The organism is Thermodesulfovibrionales bacterium (assembly GCA_035686305.1).
Classification (GTDB): domain Bacteria; phylum Nitrospirota; class Thermodesulfovibrionia; order Thermodesulfovibrionales; family UBA9159; genus DASRZP01.
In genome coordinates, this window is record DASRZP010000059.1 from 1 (window position 1) to 16647 (window position 16647).

General features: G+C 51.4%; 15 protein-coding genes and 1 other RNA gene. 9 read left to right on the top strand and 7 right to left on the bottom strand.

Going from position 1 to position 16647, the window contains the following annotated elements; all coding sequences use genetic code 11:
- The 6 genes from VFG09_07155 to acpS all read left to right on the top strand — a co-directional run.
- The coding region (locus tag VFG09_07155; protein ID HET6514922.1) for a hypothetical protein at nt 1-310 on the top strand (310 nt) is incomplete at its 5' end.
- Nucleotides 311-534: 224 nt separating this feature from the next.
- A complete protein-coding gene (gene eno, locus VFG09_07160) occupies nt 535-1815 on the top strand; it encodes a phosphopyruvate hydratase (protein ID HET6514923.1) in 1281 nt (426 codons plus the stop codon).
- Entirely contained in the window at nt 1812-2135 is a 324-nt protein-coding gene (locus tag VFG09_07165) for a septum formation initiator family protein (GenBank protein HET6514924.1), read from the top strand. The genes eno and VFG09_07165 overlap by 4 nt, the downstream gene beginning before the upstream one ends.
- A complete protein-coding gene (locus VFG09_07170; protein HET6514925.1) occupies nt 2125-4299 on the top strand; it encodes a glycoside hydrolase family 57 protein in 2175 nt (724 codons plus the stop codon). The genes VFG09_07165 and VFG09_07170 overlap by 11 nt, the downstream gene beginning before the upstream one ends.
- Before the next feature lie 70 nt (nt 4300-4369).
- Nucleotides 4370-5080: a pyridoxine 5'-phosphate synthase gene (locus VFG09_07175; GenBank protein HET6514926.1), complete on the top strand. Its 711-nt coding sequence runs from the start codon at nt 4370-4372 to the stop codon at nt 5078-5080.
- Between the two features lie 30 nt (nt 5081-5110).
- A complete protein-coding gene (acpS, locus tag VFG09_07180) occupies nt 5111-5512 on the top strand; it encodes a holo-ACP synthase (protein ID HET6514927.1) in 402 nt (133 codons plus the stop codon).
- Nucleotides 5513-5623: 111 nt separating this feature from the next.
- On the opposite strand, the gene VFG09_07185 is transcribed toward acpS, so the two are convergent.
- Nucleotides 5624-6466, bottom strand: coding sequence for a 50S ribosomal protein L11 methyltransferase (locus tag VFG09_07185; GenBank protein ID HET6514928.1), 843 nt, complete (start codon nt 6464-6466; stop codon nt 5624-5626).
- Between the two features lie 275 nt (nt 6467-6741).
- Here VFG09_07185 and VFG09_07190 point away from each other — a divergent pair, with 275 nt between their 5' ends.
- Together VFG09_07190 and VFG09_07195 are read left to right on the top strand one after the other, a co-directional pair.
- A complete protein-coding gene (locus VFG09_07190) occupies nt 6742-7272 on the top strand; it encodes a cyclic nucleotide-binding domain-containing protein (protein ID HET6514929.1) in 531 nt (176 codons plus the stop codon).
- 246 nt (nt 7273-7518) lie between these two features.
- A complete protein-coding gene (locus tag VFG09_07195; protein HET6514930.1) occupies nt 7519-8649 on the top strand; it encodes an AI-2E family transporter in 1131 nt (376 codons plus the stop codon).
- Nucleotides 8650-9064: 415 nt separating this feature from the next.
- Here the strand turns inward: VFG09_07195 and ychF are convergent, their stop codons facing one another.
- The 5 genes from ychF to ffs all read right to left on the bottom strand — a co-directional run bounded on the left by ychF (nt 9065) and on the right by ffs (nt 13027).
- Nucleotides 9065-10162, bottom strand: a complete 1098-nt coding sequence (gene ychF, locus VFG09_07200; GenBank protein ID HET6514931.1) for a redox-regulated ATPase YchF — start codon at nt 10160-10162, stop codon at nt 9065-9067.
- Nucleotides 10159-10752, bottom strand: coding sequence for a recombination mediator RecR (recR, locus tag VFG09_07205; protein HET6514932.1), 594 nt, complete (start codon nt 10750-10752; stop codon nt 10159-10161). The genes ychF and recR overlap by 4 nt, the downstream gene beginning before the upstream one ends.
- Nucleotides 10749-11087, bottom strand: coding sequence for a YbaB/EbfC family nucleoid-associated protein (locus tag VFG09_07210; protein ID HET6514933.1), 339 nt, complete (start codon nt 11085-11087; stop codon nt 10749-10751). The genes recR and VFG09_07210 overlap by 4 nt, the downstream gene beginning before the upstream one ends.
- Complete coding sequence (gene dnaX, locus VFG09_07215; GenBank protein ID HET6514934.1) at nt 11080-12822, bottom strand: DNA polymerase III subunit gamma/tau; 1743 nt, start codon at nt 12820-12822, stop codon at nt 11080-11082. Before dnaX ends, VFG09_07210 begins: the two co-directional genes overlap by 8 nt.
- Nucleotides 12823-12929: 107 nt before the next feature.
- Nucleotides 12930-13027: signal recognition particle sRNA small type (gene ffs, locus VFG09_07220), an RNA gene on the bottom strand.
- 448 nt (nt 13028-13475) lie between these two features.
- Here ffs and VFG09_07225 point away from each other — a divergent pair.
- On the top strand, nt 13476-13916 hold the full coding sequence (locus VFG09_07225; protein HET6514935.1) for a hypothetical protein: 441 nt from the start codon (nt 13476-13478) through the stop codon (nt 13914-13916).
- 590 nt (nt 13917-14506) lie between these two features.
- Here the strand turns inward: VFG09_07225 and VFG09_07230 are convergent.
- Nucleotides 14507-16168: a tetratricopeptide repeat protein gene (locus tag VFG09_07230; GenBank protein ID HET6514936.1), complete on the bottom strand. Its 1662-nt coding sequence runs from the start codon at nt 16166-16168 to the stop codon at nt 14507-14509.
- Nucleotides 16169-16647: the final 479 nt, after the last annotated feature.

Genomic DNA, 16647 nt, shown 5'->3' on the forward strand with positions numbered 1-16647 from the left:
GAAATCGGATGAAGGACGATTAAAGGTCTTTGCAGCGATGAGAAACTATATGCTCTATTTTCAGAGCTTCACCTTCAAGCTTCTCAGGTACGACGATTACGATGAATTCAGTTCATTCTTCGAGAGGGCACTGACCTTTGCACCGGAGACAACCCAGGGGGCAAGACTTGCCAGACTCATGGACAAGCTGAAACAGTTCAGGATATTCGTAGACACCTGTATCAGGCAGCTCTCCAACAGGGCGGAACTTCAGGACAGACCCATCGATACGGACCGGATAGAAGTTTGCATCAAGCAGTATTTGCAATAGGGACAGCATAGAAGAGCGCCTGAACCACCCTCGTGCAGTCGGAAGTAAGGCCGATGTTCTTTATCATTCTCTCATTGCGGCTTGTCCAGTACCCCCCTTCATCCCTCCTTCATGAAGGGGGAAAGAGGGAGAGGTAAAGAAGAATTCCCGACGAGCGGGAATGACCAGCTGAATGGCTCTCTTTGTGGACCTGCAATCACGCATTGAACGAAAAGGAGGTTTTTATGGGAAAGATTGTAAAGATCAAGGCTCTGGAGATACTTGACTCAAGGGGAAATCCGACCATCCAGGTCGAGGTCGTCCTCGACAGCTACGCCTCGGGCAAGGCAGCGGTGCCGTCAGGAGCGTCGACAGGCGAGAGGGAGGCTCTCGAATTGAGGGATGGTGAAAAGACTCGATACCACGGGAAGGGTGTTCTTTTTGCTGTGAGGAACATCATGGAAGAGATCGCACCAAACCTTGAGGGCCTTGAATCGACGAACCAGGCTTATATCGACAATCTTATGATAGGACTTGACGGGACCGAGAACAAATCCCGCCTCGGCGCAAATGCCGTTCTCGGTGTCTCTCTCGCAGTATGCCGGGCGTCCGCGATTGAGGCTGACATTCCCCTCTACCGTTACATCGGTGGCTGCAACGCAAGAGAACTGCCCGTGCCGATGATGAACATCCTCAACGGCGGCGTCCATGCAGACAACAATCTTGACATACAGGAGTTCATGATTATGCCGGCGGGACTGCCCGACATGAGATCTGCTGTACGTGCTGGCGCAGAGGTCTTCCAGAGTCTCAAATCTCTCCTGAAGAGAAGCAAACTCAACACCGCTGTCGGTGACGAAGGAGGCTTCGCTCCCAGCCTGAAATCAAATGAAGAGGCGATACGGTTGATCATCCGTGCCATCGAGGAGTCCGGTTACGTGCCGGGGAGGGACATATCGATAGCCCTCGATGTGGCGGCCTCCGAGTTCTTTACCGAAAAGGGATACGCCTTCGAAGGCAAGAACCATTCATCGGACGCCATGATCGCTTACTATGAAAAGCTCATGAACCGTTATCCCATCCTCTCGATCGAGGACGGTCTTTCGGAAAGGGACTGGAAGGGCTGGAAGCGCTTGACGCAGAAACTCGGAAGGGCTGTGCAGCTTGTGGGTGACGACATCTTCGTCACGAATACGAAGATCATCGGGGAAGGGATCAGGCAGAAGATCGCCAACTCCGTCCTCATCAAGCTGAACCAGATAGGCACCCTTACCGAGACACTCGACGCAATCGAGATGTCGAAGAGGGCCGGGTACACAGCAGTCGTCTCCCACCGTTCGGGAGAGACGGAAGATACAACGATAGCAGACCTTGCCGTTGCCTGCAACACCGGTCTCATCAAGACCGGCTCCCTATCGAGGAGTGACAGGGTAGCAAAGTATAACCGCCTCATGGAGATCGAGGACGAGCTGTCGCGTTCCGCATTGTACAAGGGAAAGGATGCATTGTATAATATAGCGAGATGACGAGCCAGAACCTCCTGAGAAGACAGGTCGCATCGGAGATTAGGAAGAGACGTCTCATATTCTCGACCATCATTCTCCTCAGCCTTCTCTATCTCGGCGCCAATTTCTTCTTCGGCAACGTCGGCTTCCTGAAGTATCTCGAACTCCGTGACAAAAAGGTTCACCTCGAAAAAGAACTTCGGGACATCGAGACGAGGAATGAACATCTTCGCTCCGAGGTGAAGATGTTCAACGAAAACCCCTTCTACATCGAGAAACACGCCCGCGAGAATTTCGGCATGGCCAAGCCTGACGAACTGATCTTCAAGTATGACCGCTAGCCCCCTTTACATCGCTTTTCTCTGGCATATGCATCAACCCTATTACAAAGACCCCTTTACAGGAGTTTACCGGCTCCCCTGGGTGAGGCTCCACGGCACCAAGGACTATCTCGACATGGCCGCCATGCTCGGGGACTACCCCGAGATACGCCAGACCTTCAACCTCGTGCCTTCCCTCCTCGAACAGATCTGCGACTATACCGAGAAGAACGCGACGGATCTCTTTCTCGATGCAGCGCGCAGAAGGGCTTCGGACCTTTCTGAACAGGACAGGATCTTCCTCCTTGAGAATTATTACTTCGCCAACTGGGACACCATGATAAAGCCCTTTCCGAGGTTTTATGAACTCCTCGTCAAGAGGGGCCTCACTTTTTCGAAGGCCGATCTCACCAGGACGATACGGTATTTCACAACGAACGATTTCCTCGATCTCCAGGTTCTCTTCAACCTCACATGGATAGATCCCATGTTCAGAGAGGGAGACCCCTTTCTCAGGGAGCTTGTTGCAAAGGGGAGAGACTATACGGAGGAAGAGAAGGATCGCCTGATCGAGAGGCAGATGTCGATCCTGAAAGAGATCATCCCTAAGTACCGGGAGTTGTCTCAACGGGGCCAAATAGAACTATCCACAACCCCCTTCTATCATCCTATCCTTCCCCTCCTCTGGAATACCGACATTGCAAGGGACCCGACACCTGACGTGAGATTGCCGAGAAAGCGCTTTTCTTTCCCCGAGGACGCAAAACAACAGATAAGAATGGCTCTGGACTATTTCGAAAAGATCTTCGACCGCAGACCTTCCGGCATGTGGCCTTCTGAGGGTTCGGTGAGCGAGGACGTGGCAAGGGTGATTCGCGCCGAGGGGATCGAGTGGATCGCCACGGACGAAGATATTCTTGCCCGTTCCCTGAAGGAAGACCTGAGAGGACCCTCGGGGAACCTTCTGAACCCGTCGGTCCTGTATTCTGCCCATGACTTTGCAGGTCTCTCGCTGATCTTCAGAGACCACAGGATATCTGACCTCCTCGGATTTGCCTATGCAGGATGGGACCCGAAGACTGCCGCCGCGGACCTCATAAACAGATTCCTCCAGATCCAGGGTTCTCTTCCGTCAGGGGGACCCCATATCCTTCCGGTGATCCTTGACGGAGAAAATGCCTGGGAGTATTACAAGAATGACGGCAACGACTTCTTCCGGTATCTCTACGAAGGACTTTCAGGGAACGAACGGCTCATAACGACGACGATTTCCGAGTTCCTGAAGAGAGAAAAAAAGAGAAGAAGGCTTGACCATCTCGCAGCCGGTTCCTGGATCTATGCGAACTTCAGTGTCTGGATAGGCCACGAGGAGGATAACACCTCCTGGGATTATCTCACGGAGGCACGGGAGCACCTCGAACAGTTCCGGAAGAGCCACCCCGAAAAAAACCTCGATTCAGCTTGGAAGTCTTTATACGTTGCCGAGGGAAGCGACTGGAACTGGTGGTACGGTGACGACCATTCCACCGATCTTGCCGAGGAATTTGATGAACTTTACAGGGTAAACCTCATGAAGGTCTACCGGGAAACGGGCGGGGACGTGCCTCCGCACCTCTCTGTCCCTGTTCTCAGAGAAGACAGGACCCTGAAGCCGGCGGTCGAAATACGAGGGTTCGTTCATCCAAGGATAGACGGGATCATGACGAGTTACTTTGAATGGTACCAGGGGGCCCACATCGACGTCGGAAAGTCGGGGGGGAGCATGCATATGACCGAAAGCTTCATATCGAGGATCTACTACGGCTTCGATCAGAGTACCCTTTTTGTCCGTGTCGACCCCAAGAAGACCTTTGATGACCTTCCCGAAGGAGCACATCTCTCCATACATATCACACAGCCCTTTCCTTTCAAAGTGACCGTCTCCCTGAGAAACGGTGCGAAGGCCACGCTCTTCAGCAAGAGCGACGGCGAGTGGCGCGCGGTCAAGGCGGTCGAGGGCGTTGCCGTTGATGAGATTCTCGAATGCGCCATTCCCTTTCAGGACATAAAGGCCAAGGAGCGTGATGAGCTGAATCTCTTCCTTTCGATAGAGAGAGAGGGGAAAGAGATCGAACGATGCCCGTGGAGAGGCTATGTCACGGTGACCGTGCCGACTGCCGACTTCGAGGCGATGATGTGGTATTAGTGCCATGATGTTCCTGCGGTCCTGGGAGCTTTAGAACGTCCATACATATTTCTTCGCGAGGAGGCCTCATATGATTCTCGGCGTAAATGTAGACCATGTCGCAACCCTTCGGGAGGCACGTAAGGGAATCGAGCCGGATCCCCTCATGGCGGCGACATTGGCAATCCTGGGAGGCGCCGATGGCATCACCCTCCACCTCAGGGAAGATAGACGGCATATAAAGGACAGAGATCTGAAACTCTTGAGGGAGATGGTGCCTGTTGAGCTCAACCTGGAGATGGCGGCCACTGATGAGATGATAAGCATAGCCCTGTCCACAAAGCCGGATATGGTTACGCTTGTTCCTGAAAAGCGCCAGGAGCTTACGACGGAGGGAGGACTCGATTTGGCGGACCGGAAGACCGCGATATCGGAAGCGATCAAGAAGCTCAGAGACAGCGGCATCCCCGTCAGTCTCTTCATCGATCCCCTGAGCATGGACGTGGATATCTCCGGGAAGATCGGCGCCGACATGGTCGAGCTCCATACCGGGTACTACGCCAATGCGAAGGGAGAAAAGCAGAGGGAAGAGTTCCTTCGGGTGAAGGATGCCGCGAAGATCGCGGAACAAAGCGGTTTGAAAGTCAACGCAGGACACGGTCTCAATTATTCCAATGTTACGGCAATAGCCGGAATCAACGGGATCAGAGGGCTCTATATCGGACACAGCATCGTATCCCGTGCGGTGCTTGTCGGAATGGAACGGGCCGTGAGAGAGATGAAGGGGCTCATGAAAGGTTAAGGTTACTGCCGTAGCCCTGACCTTTTTCTTATGATTCATGGTGTCGGTATAGACATTGTTGAGATAGAGCGGATCCGGAAGGCCGTGGACAGGTGGGGAGAAAAGTTCCTCAGACGTATCTTCACCGACCGGGAGATAGCGTACTGTTATGAGAGGAAGAACCCCTTTCCCTCATTGGCGGTGAGGTTTGCGGCAAAGGAGGCATTCATAAAGGCCTCCGGATCAGAGACCGTTCTCCCCTTGACAGACATTGAAGTCTTCAATAGCGTCAACGGCAGACCCTCCATAAGAGCAAGGGGCAGACTTGAAGGCTTTTTGACGGAACATTCCTTGCGTGAGGTCCATGTGAGTCTCAGTCACGAACGGGAATACGGCATCGCCTTCGTTCTCCTTGAGAAAAGGGACAAGCTCTCAACCGACGAAGGTCCCTGAGCAGAAGCTGTGCTTCCTCCCACCTTTTTGGCCTTCGCACCGGAAAGGTCTCATGGCGTCTCTCAGGACAGATGCACCCATAAGGCCGGCAGCCCCTAGCCTCTCTCAAAATCAGCGGCTCAGCACGAGCGACACCCATATGTCTTCGACGGACTTTTCCCTGCACCGGAGACCGACCTTTTCCATCACAGCCAGTACCTCCTCCTCCTGGCCTGTAAGAATGCCGGAGAGGAGCACAAGGCCGGCTTTGTCGAGGCGAATCGGAATTTCAGGGGCCATCGATTTTATGATCTCGGAGAAGAGATTCGCGGCAATGAAATCGAAGGAGCCTTCGGCTGCCGTTATATCCCCCTCTTTGATAATGATGTTATCGAGGTGGTTATGGGCGATATTTCTGACCGCAGCATCAACGGCCAACGGATCGGTGTCCACGCCGACCACCTCCTGAAATCCGATCTTCGAGGCGCCTATTGCCAGGATGCCCGTGCCTGTACCGACATCGAGGAAGCGACCCCTGGCGCAACTGCAGGCATGCCTTTGGATAAGAAGGAGGCAGTTCTTCGTGGTCTGGTGATGGCCGGTCCCAAAGGCCATGCCCGGGTCAATAATGATGGTTATTCGGTCAGGTCGCTCTTGTTCCCACGGCGGGATGATCGAGAATATGTCACCTGCATCGATGGGCTGGAACTTCTTTTTCCAGGATTCGTTCCAGTCCCTCTCCGAGAGGAAGACATAATCAAAGGTGAAATCAGGGTTCAGGCCGGATTCCTCTAAGACCTTTCTGAAGGAGATGAGTTCGTCCCTGAGTTTTACGATGTCATGGCTATCTTTGAAGTAGGCGAGAATCTTCTCTCCATAATCCGTAATGCCGAGACACCCCATCTCGGACATCCTGTTCACAAGGGCGTCTTTCGATTCTTCAGATACGTTCACAGTGAATTCGTAATAGGCCATCTCTTCTCCCTGCCTGATTCGATATCGACTCAATTATAATCGTTGATACCATTTATGTCTAACATTAGGGCCGGCCGCTCCTCCCGGCGATGCTCCCAGTGCCGCAAAACCGATCATCCGTTCTTCTCATGGCGTGCTGAAAGGAGACAGTCTGATCCATGCTACCTCTGTTGTCTTGTCTTTGGGAGCGAAGAGATTGTACAATTCCTTAGCGGGGCATGCTCCATCGTATGGGGCATTATATGCGATGCCGGAGTCGAAAGGGGAAGATGCAGGTGTTCGGCAGATTCTTTACCTGGGCTGTGGATTCTGAAACAAAGGGAGAGCTCGATCTACTCAAGAAAGTTCTCCTCTTCAAGGGCCTCTCCAAACAAGTCTTGCGAAAACTCCTCGTCGATCTTTACAGGAAAGGATATGAGGCCGGTGAGACTATCTTTTCCGAGGGTGAAAACGGCCAGGCAGTATACATCCTTCTCGACGGCTCCGTGACCATCGTGAAGGCAACACCCTCAGGCAACAAGGTCCTCGCCCGCCTCGGTCCGGGTTCCTATTTCGGCGAACTCGCGCTCATAGACCAGTCTCCGCGATTCGCCACTGCCCTTGCAGAAGAGAAGACTGACCTCCTCATCATGTACAAGTCATATTTTGATGACCTTCTTACCGGCAATAAATCGGTCTCATCGAGGATCCTCCTCAATCTTGTGGAGTCGCTCTCGCGATACATCATGATAAACCGCCGGCTCGAAGGAGAGGGTCTGGCGGAGGAGAAGCCGGCATCCGGAGATTCAGCAAAAGATGCTTCTTAAAAAGTTTCTTACGGATTTAGTGTGGCCGTCACCCCGGCGAAAGCCGGGGTCCAGCGACTTTAGGTTTTTGGATATCTTATGCCGAAAAAGTCGCTGGATTCAGGGTCAAGCCCGGAATGACAAACAAGAAGACTGAACAAATGAACGATTATTCGACACGGTTCCCTGATGAAACCACAATAAAAGGCGAGTTTTGAAGCCCGAGATGCTGCAAGGACCCAAGGGTCTCGAGTAACTGGGAGGACGATGGACCAAAGAAAAGACGTTGATCCGGAAGCATTCTTGGCTGAGGTAAAGAAGCTACACCACGAAATGCCACGGTGGATCATTCTCCTCATCCTTCTCTCCGCCTTTGTTCTCTTTGCCTTTCATGCAGCAACTCTCCTTGTCATCCTTGGTCTGTCAGCGATCATCGCCTATATGCTGAACACGATCATTACCGGGGCTGAATCGCTGGGTATGAAAAGGACCACGGCCGTTGTCCTCTTGTACCTCTGCCTTGCTGGCCTCCTTCTTGGAGCCGAGATGGCGTTCTTTCCCGTACTGGAGCACGAGATACGAAGATTTTATGCCATGATCCCTGAACTGCACGGGCGGCTCCAGGACATCCTCAACCGGACAGCCGATGCTCCCTATAAGTATCCGTTGATCGCAAAGCTCCTGAGAACGATGCTCGGTGAAGCGATGAAGCCTATCCAGGCGCTCACCAAGACCCTCACCTCTTTTGAGATCTTTACGCAGGCGGCGCCGTTCCTCCACGGTATAGTTCTTACGCCCTTCTTCGTCTTCTTCCTACTGAAGGACTGGCCGGGAATCGTGAGGCGCATCATGGACCGCATTCCCTGTCGCTCTGTCGAAACGACAGTATCGTTAATCTGCGAGATCAATATCCTCGTCGGAAACTACTCGAGGGGACTTGCAGTGGACTGCATCTCGGTGGGAATTATAGCTACTTTTGGGTTGTGGCTGCTTGGAATAAACTATCCGATTCTCCTCGGTATCCTCAGCGGGGCAGCAAACGTGATTCCCTATTTCGGTCCTGTCATGGCCTGCGGTATATCCTGCCTCTTCGCCTTGCTTCAGTTCGAAAACATAAATGCCGTAGTTAATGTCATTCTTCTCTATCTCGTGATCAGAGTCCTCGACGATCTTGTTATCCAACCCTTTATCGTGGGCAAGAGCGTGGAACTCCATCCCATGCTCCTTGTCATAACGATTATCGCAGGAGAAAAACTCCTCGGGATCCTCGGGATGATCCTTGCCGTCCCGGCTGTCACGATGACTCAAAAGGTCCTGACCATCCTCATTGAAAACAGGAGCACGACAACCGCAAAGCGAATATTAAAGCGTACCGAAGGCCAGGCTATTCCGCTCTGACATCCATATCATTCAGACACCTTCCGGTTGCATAGAACGAGAACCTGTCTCAAAATGACTTGTCCAATAAGAGCCTTCACCCCCGCGAAGGCGGGGGTCCACTCAATGGCGCAGGATTCCCGCCTTCGCGGGAATGACGAGAAGAGACCCCACCGGTGAATGATTCGATTTCGAGACAGGTTCTAGCCTGTTCGGAAGGCAGGCTTGGTGAGAAGCCTTGTATCGCGACACCTTTGATGGTTGCCAACTGCCGCTGTTTGCTCAATGCGGGAAGGCGCTTTCGGTAGTCCTCGAAGTCCTCACTGCCGGAATCTCATCGCATGTGCAAGGCTTCGAACCTGAGACTGCCTGACAGTTGTTGCAACACGGATGGTAGACTTTGAGGACCAGTGTTCATTAAGGTGATTGATATACGTTAGACATTGAACCTGAAGTTGATGATATCCCCGTCCCTCACTTCGTAGGTCTTTCCTTCGAGTCTCAAGAGGCCCCTCTCCCGGGCGGCAGCCATGCTTCCTGACGAGAGAAAATCATCGTAGTGAACGACCTCGGCCCTGATGAACCCCCTTTCGATATCGGAGTGAATCTTCCCAGCCGCCCGCTGGGCGTTCGTTCCTCTCGTCACGGTCCACGCCCTCACTTCGTCCTCACCCGTCGTGAGGAAGGAAATAAGACCCAGGAGGTCATAGCTTATGTGGATAAGTTTATTGAGCGCAGGTTCCTCTATTCCCAGGTCGTCCAGAAAGGCCCTCGCCTCTCCAGCAGACAACTGTGCGATCTCCATTTCGATCCTGCCGCAGAGACTCACGACCTTCGTGGTTTTGGTGAGACCCTTTTTCTCAAAGTAATCTTCAGAATCCTTCTGGAGTTTCGATGCCTCGTTGCTGTTCAGCGCACTCTCCCCGATATTCAGGACGACGACCTCGCGTTTTGTCGAGAAAAACTGGAGGGGCTTCATGATCTTCTGCTCCTCTTCATCGAAGCTTACGTTCCTCAGGGGCATCTCCTTCTCGAGGACCTCCCTGCACTTCATGAGGAGCTTCTTCTCGGCCTCATTCGGTTTCTTGCCCCTCTTTGCCCCCTCCTCCATCCTCTGTAGTCTCTTCTCAACGAATTCGAGGTCCCCGAATATGAGTTCGAGCTCGAGGGTCTCGATGTCACGCCGGACGTTAATCTCGTTCAGTGGGTGGAGGACCGACTCGTCCTCGAAGGCCCGCACCACATGAACAACGGCATCGACATCCTTGATAAGATCAAAGACCCTACGGTTCTGTTCAACGTCGCCCTTTGTGAGGCCGATGTAATCGACATACTCAACAGTCGCAAAGGTCGTCTTCCTCGGCTTGTAGATCTCTGCAAGTCTGGTGACCCGCGGATCGGGTACCTTCACAACGCCCATGTTCGGATCGCCGCTCACCGTGGGATAAATGGTGGTCTCGATGTTCTGTCCCGTGAGGGCGTTAAAAACCGTTGTCTTTCCCGAATTCGATAGTCCTATGATCGCTAATTTCACATCTGCCTTCTTCCTTCGAGGGCCTTGCTCAGCGTCACCTCATCGGCAAATTCGATGTCGCTGCCCATGGGAAGACCATAGGCGATTCTCGTAACCTTCACCGGATAAGTACTGAGGACCTCTTTCAGGTACTGTGCCGTTATCTCGCCTTTGGTGTTTGGGTTTGTTGCGATAATCACCTCGGTGATCGTGCCCGGGCCGACCCTGCTTATGAGTTCATTGATCTTCAGCTTATCCGGCGTTATGCCGTCAATGGGAGAGATGGAACCGAGGAGGACATGGTAAAGGCCGTGGTAAAACCTTGATCTCTCGATGACAAGGATGTTGCTCGGCTCTTCCACCACGCAAATCTTCGTATGGTCCCGGCGCTCATCCCTGCATATCTCGCAGAGGTCGGCATCGGTGATGTTGAAACATTGGGAACAGAACCTCGCCTTTTCCTTGACCTCATCGATCGCCCTCGCAATGCCCTTCGCCTCCTCAACGGGCATGGTAAGGAGAAAGAAGGCGAGTCTTTGGGCTGTCTTTCTTCCGATGCCGGGAAGGCGCGTGAGTTCGTTGATGAGGTTCTCGATGATGCCCTGCGTCATCCAAACATGTTCCCGAGACCGCCGAGGCCGGGAAGCTGTAAGCCGCCGGTGAGCTTGCTCATCTCCTCGCTCACCATCTGCTGGGCCCTTCTCAGCGCCTCATTTGAAGCGGCGAGAATAAGGTCCTGGAGCATCTCGACATCATCAGGGTTAACCACGTCTTTCTCGATCTTTATCGACACCAGTTCATTCGCGCCATTCGCCATCACCGTGACCATGCCGCCGCCTGCGCTTGCCTCAACGGTCTTCTTCTTTGCCTCTTCCTGGAGCTTCTGCATCTGCGTCTGAAGCTTCTGGGCCTCACGCATAATATCACCAAGCATCTTCTTAGACATCTCTCCCTCCGTTCTCTGAATGTTCTGTCGGTCGTATATGAACAATCCTGCCGTCAAACAATGCCAGCGCTTCCTTTACGATAGGTTCTGACAAGACCTTTTCCTTGAGTTCCTTCTTGCCGGCTACTCTTCTCTTTATGGTTTCGATCTTCAGGGACATCTTCCTCTCCGCGATCTCCGAGGCTATCTGCTCTATCACCTGCTGGTTCTTTTTCACGGAATCGACGTGTATGGACGTTCCTCCATTAAAGGTTATCGTCAGGGTTCCGCCATCGATGCCCGCAGCAGCCCCTGCAAGTTTGGAAGCCAGGGGATGGTTGATCTTCTCTATCTTCCGGATGACGGAGTCCCAGAGATCTCCAGCACCCTCCGGAGATTCAGGAATATCTGACACATCGTCAGGAGAGGGATGAGCAGCTTCCTCCCTTTCTTCTCCAAAAGCCGAAGGCCTATGAGCAGTTTCTGCCGGCAAAAGAGCAGGGCTCTTTTTTTCTCTCACCTGCCTGCTCTTTGTCTGGCCTGTTCTTTCTTCCCCGGAAATCCGGGTCGGACCTTCTCCTCCCTGTCTCTTTCTCTCCTTCCCATGAGGTTCTTCCCGGTCTTCAAGGAATGCTTCGATATTCTCGATCGCTTCTTTCACCGGTTTGAGGCTCTCGAGGAAACTCGCTCTGAGGAGGGCCATTTCGAGTCCGATGCGCGGCGAAAACGCAAATCGTACGTCGGCCTCGGCCTTTATCATCTCACCCAGCAGGACCGTCAGATAATCTTCGGACGTTGTCTTCAGGATCTGACTCATGACATCGAGTTCTCCTTCCGTAACATCGAGTATCTCGGTCGGTCTCTCAACAACCCTTGCAACAAGGAGATCCCTGAAGAAGTTCATGAGGTCCTTTGCAAAAGACTTAAAATCCGTACCAGTGTCGGCAAGCTCGGTGATAATCTCGAGGATACGCTTCCTGTCCCCTTCTATAACGGCGGCAGAGAGATCAGCAAGGGCCTTGAAGTCCGCGATGCCGAGGAGGTCCCTTATCTCAACATCCCCGATCTCAGAGGCAAAGGCCGAGACCTGATCGAGGATCGTCAGGGAGTCCCTCATACTCCCCTCGGCAGCCCTTGCTACCAATTCCATAGCAGCATCGGATATCCGGATCCCCTCAGACTCGGAAATGAGTCGCAGCCTCTCCTTGATCTTCTGGACCGGGACCCTCCTGAATGGGAGGTGCTGGCACCGCGAAAGGACCGTCGCAGGAACCTTCCTGGCCGCCGTCGTCGCAAGGACAAAGACTACATGGGGCGGCGGCTCTTCCAGGGTCTTCAGGAGGGCATTGAAGGCAGAATCCGAAAGCATATGCGCTTCGTCGATAATGTATACTTTGTACCTCCCGCCGGCAGGGGCATATTTGACGCGCTCCCTCAGGTCCCTGATATCGTTCACGCTGTTGTTCGACGCGCCGTCGATTTCCATCACGTCAACTGATGAACCATCAGCAACTGCCGCACAGAATGCGCACGTCCCGCAGGGAGTGGGCGTCGGCCCTTTTTCGCAATTCAGAGCCTTCGCCAGTATGCGTGCCGTTGACGTCTTACCCACACCCCTCGGACCGGAGAAAATATACGCGTGGGCGATCTTCCCCTGAGACAGGGCATTGGTGAGAATGCGACTGATGGGTTCCTGACCGATAAGGTCCTGAAAACCCTGGGGCCTCCATTTTCGCGCTAATACAAGGTAGCTCATAGTTCCTTTAACGATGCAGGATGCAAGGTGTATGGTGCAGGTTCAGGGATTGTTTCTTGCATCGAGAATTCTCTTCCTTCTTCCCTTGTCTGCCGTCTTGCTGCAACCGGAGAACAACTTGCTGCGGCACACGGAAGAAATGCTTACCGCTGCTTCCTTCCGGACCTGACGGGGTTCACACCTTTCCGCTGCGCAGGGCCATTCCCCAGCTGCAGGAAAACGGCATAACGTATTCTAGCACAGACATCTGATGATTTTACAGAACCGTCGCGATGCCGGGACCAATCTCCTTCAGCAACAACTCGGGCCGCAGTCTGATCAAGGCAGCGCAGGGAATGAAGTGCGTCAGGATAGGTTTCGTCAGCCGGATGTCCCGTTCGAGTCATTGACACCCGGCGCATAATCTGATAGAAATGAGGTAGAGAGAGGAGATTCCCCACAAACCAAACCACCCGTGAGTGGGGAACGGAACGTGGGGGCATGTTGGGGTATGATAGCCGATCTGCCGAAGGACATGTTATTGGCCAGCACTGCTACAGGAAGGGATCCGCCATCAAAAGAGACTTTTTTCTGTTTTCATGGGAGGGGTCTATCTGCAGGGACTACCCGGGTAGGAAAACGGCGAAATACGATATGTAGACAGGAGGGCTGAGATGAAAAGAATGGCTTATCTATTGTTGCTCACAGCGATGATGATGTTCTCGCAATCGGTAGAGACACAGGCGAGCGACTATTTAGGCGATTTCTGCTTTACAACTAGCAGTTCGCAAGGCGCGGATACCATCAATTTGCGTGTCGGGATAAGTTCTGTCGGAGGGGGACACTACCTGCTCAATGGTCTGGCAGCTAAACCTGCGGCCTTGGGATCGGCCGTTAGCGGCAATTTGGAAATAAGATCTGACGGTTCGATTGTCGCCTCACTTAACTGGGCTAAAAAAGATGATACCTCGATGGCGTCGCGAACTATGCAACTTAATATCGGGACCGATGGTAGCGCAGACTATCACTTAATAGGATTGCAGAAGGTGTTTGGACAATCCGGGACAACAGGGTACTACGATTCTGGAACGCTATCCCTCACACCGTGTCAATGATCGGAGACGCGGTACGAGGGGGACGAGGCGTATGTTTGCAAGTATTTTCTGCAAACGGACGAGCAATAGTTCATGCCGAAAGAGTGGGTTCACTCTGATCGTTCGGCTATGTGGCTGTTACAGGATTCAATGTCGAGAGTCTCTTGATAGCTATATGGTGGTGCTGTCCTTCTTTTGATTCTGTGCCGCGCTATAAAGCGGTAGCATCGTTTTGAGGTCCAGGCGACGGCGTACAGCGTCTGCTACGGTCTCGCTTGCCCAGCGCCTGACGCCCGGCGTTCGCATGATTTCTTTCAGAATATCCCAATAGTTTCACTTCGCCACACCCGTGATGTAGTCGGAGATAGCCACGAAATGACGGTGAGTAGTACGGGGCGAAAGATGCCAAGAATGATCTTTGCACCGTAGAGGCAACCTCCCTCAGGAAAGAAAGACGACATCCTCAAAGAGTTCCATATCAGGTTCGCCGACGAATTGTTACTTTCAGGAAACCGAAACTCTTGCAAGAGTACAAGCGGAATTAAGAACTATCGAAAAGTCCTGGCGGCGTGTGCATTGGGACATCAACCTGTAAAGGGCAAGGCCTCTGATTACTCATTTTTTGACGTTACATCAGACGTCCTTTTCTTCTCGAGAGTTTCTGCCAGATTTCTTTGATATCTGACATCGTCAGGCCTAAGTGCAATGGCTATTTTATAGTATTCTATAGCCTTGTCAAAAAAACCCAGCTTAGCATATGTAGTTCCTAGATTATTGTATGCATTTGGAGAAAAAGGATTACTTTGTACCGCCAGCTGAAATTCAGTGACAGCCCTATCAGGCTCCCCTTTATTCACATAGGCTATCCCAAGATTGTCGTGAGCGTCCCATTTTTCGGGCTCAATGTATATTGAAATCCGGTATTGCTCTATCGCTTCGTCTATTCTGTTTTGCGCCAAGAGTTCATTACCTAAATTAAAGTGTGGCAAAGCGGCCCCCGGGGCTTTTTTTATCGTGTCCATCCAGAGGGCATAATTGTTTCGCCAAATGTTGTTTCTATAAATACTTCCGATAGAGTAGATGATTATTAGTAAAGCAACAACTGAAGAGACGATTCTTGCCGCAACCTTTTTCTTGAGTGCATACGGGATAAGAAGAGAGAGGAGCATAACGAACCCAAAAGATGGAAGGTAGAGATACCTTTCAGCAAATACTCCGGACTTTCCGAGCGCTGGTATGTAAAAGCTCGGCAGCAGCGGAAGGATAAGACAGCAGAAAGCGAAGAAGGCAATTTTGTTCTTTTTATATGAAAACAAGACAAGGAATAAAAAAACAATTGTTACTAATAAGGAGATCATGGCCCTGAAACCGAAAATGCTATCAATAGGCTTGATTACATAACAAACGCTAAGATTAAGAGGAAGAATAAGTTTTTGGAGGTACTTTGTAAAAAGGGGGAAAACATTGATAACATGACTCATTTCCAAATGCTCTTTTATCGGTGCAAAACCTTTTAGGGCGTACGATCTCATTATGAAATATGCACAAACACTTATAAAGTACAAAGCATATCTTTTCACGTACGAGGAGAAAGTCATGTTGACATTTCTAGAAGCGCGGTCATAGGCGACAAGGATGATGGGTAGAGTCAGTGCAGGCTCTTTGCTGAGTGCGGCCAAAAAAAACAATGCAACGGAAAAGAGATAGGACGGGTTTAATGAAGATGAGACATTATCTGATGCCCGAATGTAAAGATAGAAAGAACCCAATACAAAGAAAGTGCTAGAGAGGTCTGGCATTCCTGCTATCCACGCGACCGCTTCTGTATGAATAGGATGAACTGAGAATAAAACAGCCGCTACAAAAGGCGGAAATATGAGAAATGAGTTACTCGGGGAAATGTCCTGTTTCAAGACTCTCGACCCAATTAGAAATAAAAGAATCGAAGTTCCGGTATGAAAAAGTACATTGACTAAATGAAAGCCCCAGGGGTTAAATCCGAAGACAGAAGCTGTTACCATATAAATAATATGCGTCATAGGCCTATAATAGCTTGTCTCCCTTCCTTCAAAGCCCCATACATTAGAAGTAAAAATCTTAGGAATGAATTTTGGAGATTTCAACCAGGGATTGTTGAGTACTTGACTAGTGTCATCAAAAACGAATCCATTGAAAAGAGAGTTAAAATGCACAGCAATCGAAATTACAATTATGAGACTAATAAATAGCACCAATGAAGGTTGTCTGGAATATTGCCTAATCAATTTGTTCATGTTTAGTCTCGGAAGCATTACAGATCCCCATCTAGTTCCGTCTCTTGGAAGCTTGCCCCCTTATCGAAGCCAAAATAGGTATCGTTGCACCGGGAGAACCGCAAGAACTCCATTTGCTCTCTCGTGAAACTGATTTCCTATGCGTCGTCTCATACCCATCTTCTTACTCGCACACCTTTCTAAGGTATACTATGCCTTCACAAGAAGTTTACCACGTTACACATTTTGGAAGGAAATGCTCTTACTTCTTGAGGACAGCCGAGTAACAAGATGACCTTCCCTGCGGAGTTTATGAAATGCCTAGCGTCGGGTTCCCGTCGAGAGTATTGCATACGAGTAAGCGTCATTCATCTGCGCGAGTTGATGAATGACGCGTGAAGAGCTAAGCCGCTGCGCCGATTATGGCGCTTCGATAAGAATCTTCCGGTCTTCTTACAGGATATAGGGATATTTTTTCGGGGGTATAGTTGCGGTTCTGG

Excerpts from the sequence above, each read along its gene's own strand:
- VFG09_07210 (HET6514933.1), bottom strand. The coding sequence starts at position 11,087 with ATGTCTAAGAAGATGCTTGGTGATATTATGCGTGAGGCCCAGAAGCTT.
- VFG09_07170 (HET6514925.1), top strand. The coding sequence starts at position 2,125 with ATGACCGCTAGCCCCCTTTACATCGCTTTTCTCTGGCATATGCATCAA.
- VFG09_07225 (HET6514935.1), top strand. The coding sequence starts at position 13,476 with ATGAAAAGAATGGCTTATCTATTGTTGCTCACAGCGATGATGATGTTC.
- VFG09_07185 (HET6514928.1), bottom strand. The coding sequence starts at position 6,466 with ATGGCCTATTACGAATTCACTGTGAACGTATCTGAAGAATCGAAAGAC.
- VFG09_07165 (HET6514924.1), top strand. The coding sequence starts at position 1,812 with ATGACGAGCCAGAACCTCCTGAGAAGACAGGTCGCATCGGAGATTAGG.
- recR (HET6514932.1), bottom strand. The coding sequence starts at position 10,752 with ATGACGCAGGGCATCATCGAGAACCTCATCAACGAACTCACGCGCCTT.
- acpS (HET6514927.1), top strand. The coding sequence starts at position 5,111 with ATGATTCATGGTGTCGGTATAGACATTGTTGAGATAGAGCGGATCCGG.
- dnaX (HET6514934.1), bottom strand. The coding sequence starts at position 12,822 with ATGAGCTACCTTGTATTAGCGCGAAAATGGAGGCCCCAGGGTTTTCAG.
- VFG09_07230 (HET6514936.1), bottom strand. The coding sequence starts at position 16,168 with ATGAACAAATTGATTAGGCAATATTCCAGACAACCTTCATTGGTGCTA.
- VFG09_07175 (HET6514926.1), top strand. The coding sequence starts at position 4,370 with ATGATTCTCGGCGTAAATGTAGACCATGTCGCAACCCTTCGGGAGGCA.
- eno (HET6514923.1), top strand. The coding sequence starts at position 535 with ATGGGAAAGATTGTAAAGATCAAGGCTCTGGAGATACTTGACTCAAGG.
- VFG09_07195 (HET6514930.1), top strand. The coding sequence starts at position 7,519 with ATGGACCAAAGAAAAGACGTTGATCCGGAAGCATTCTTGGCTGAGGTA.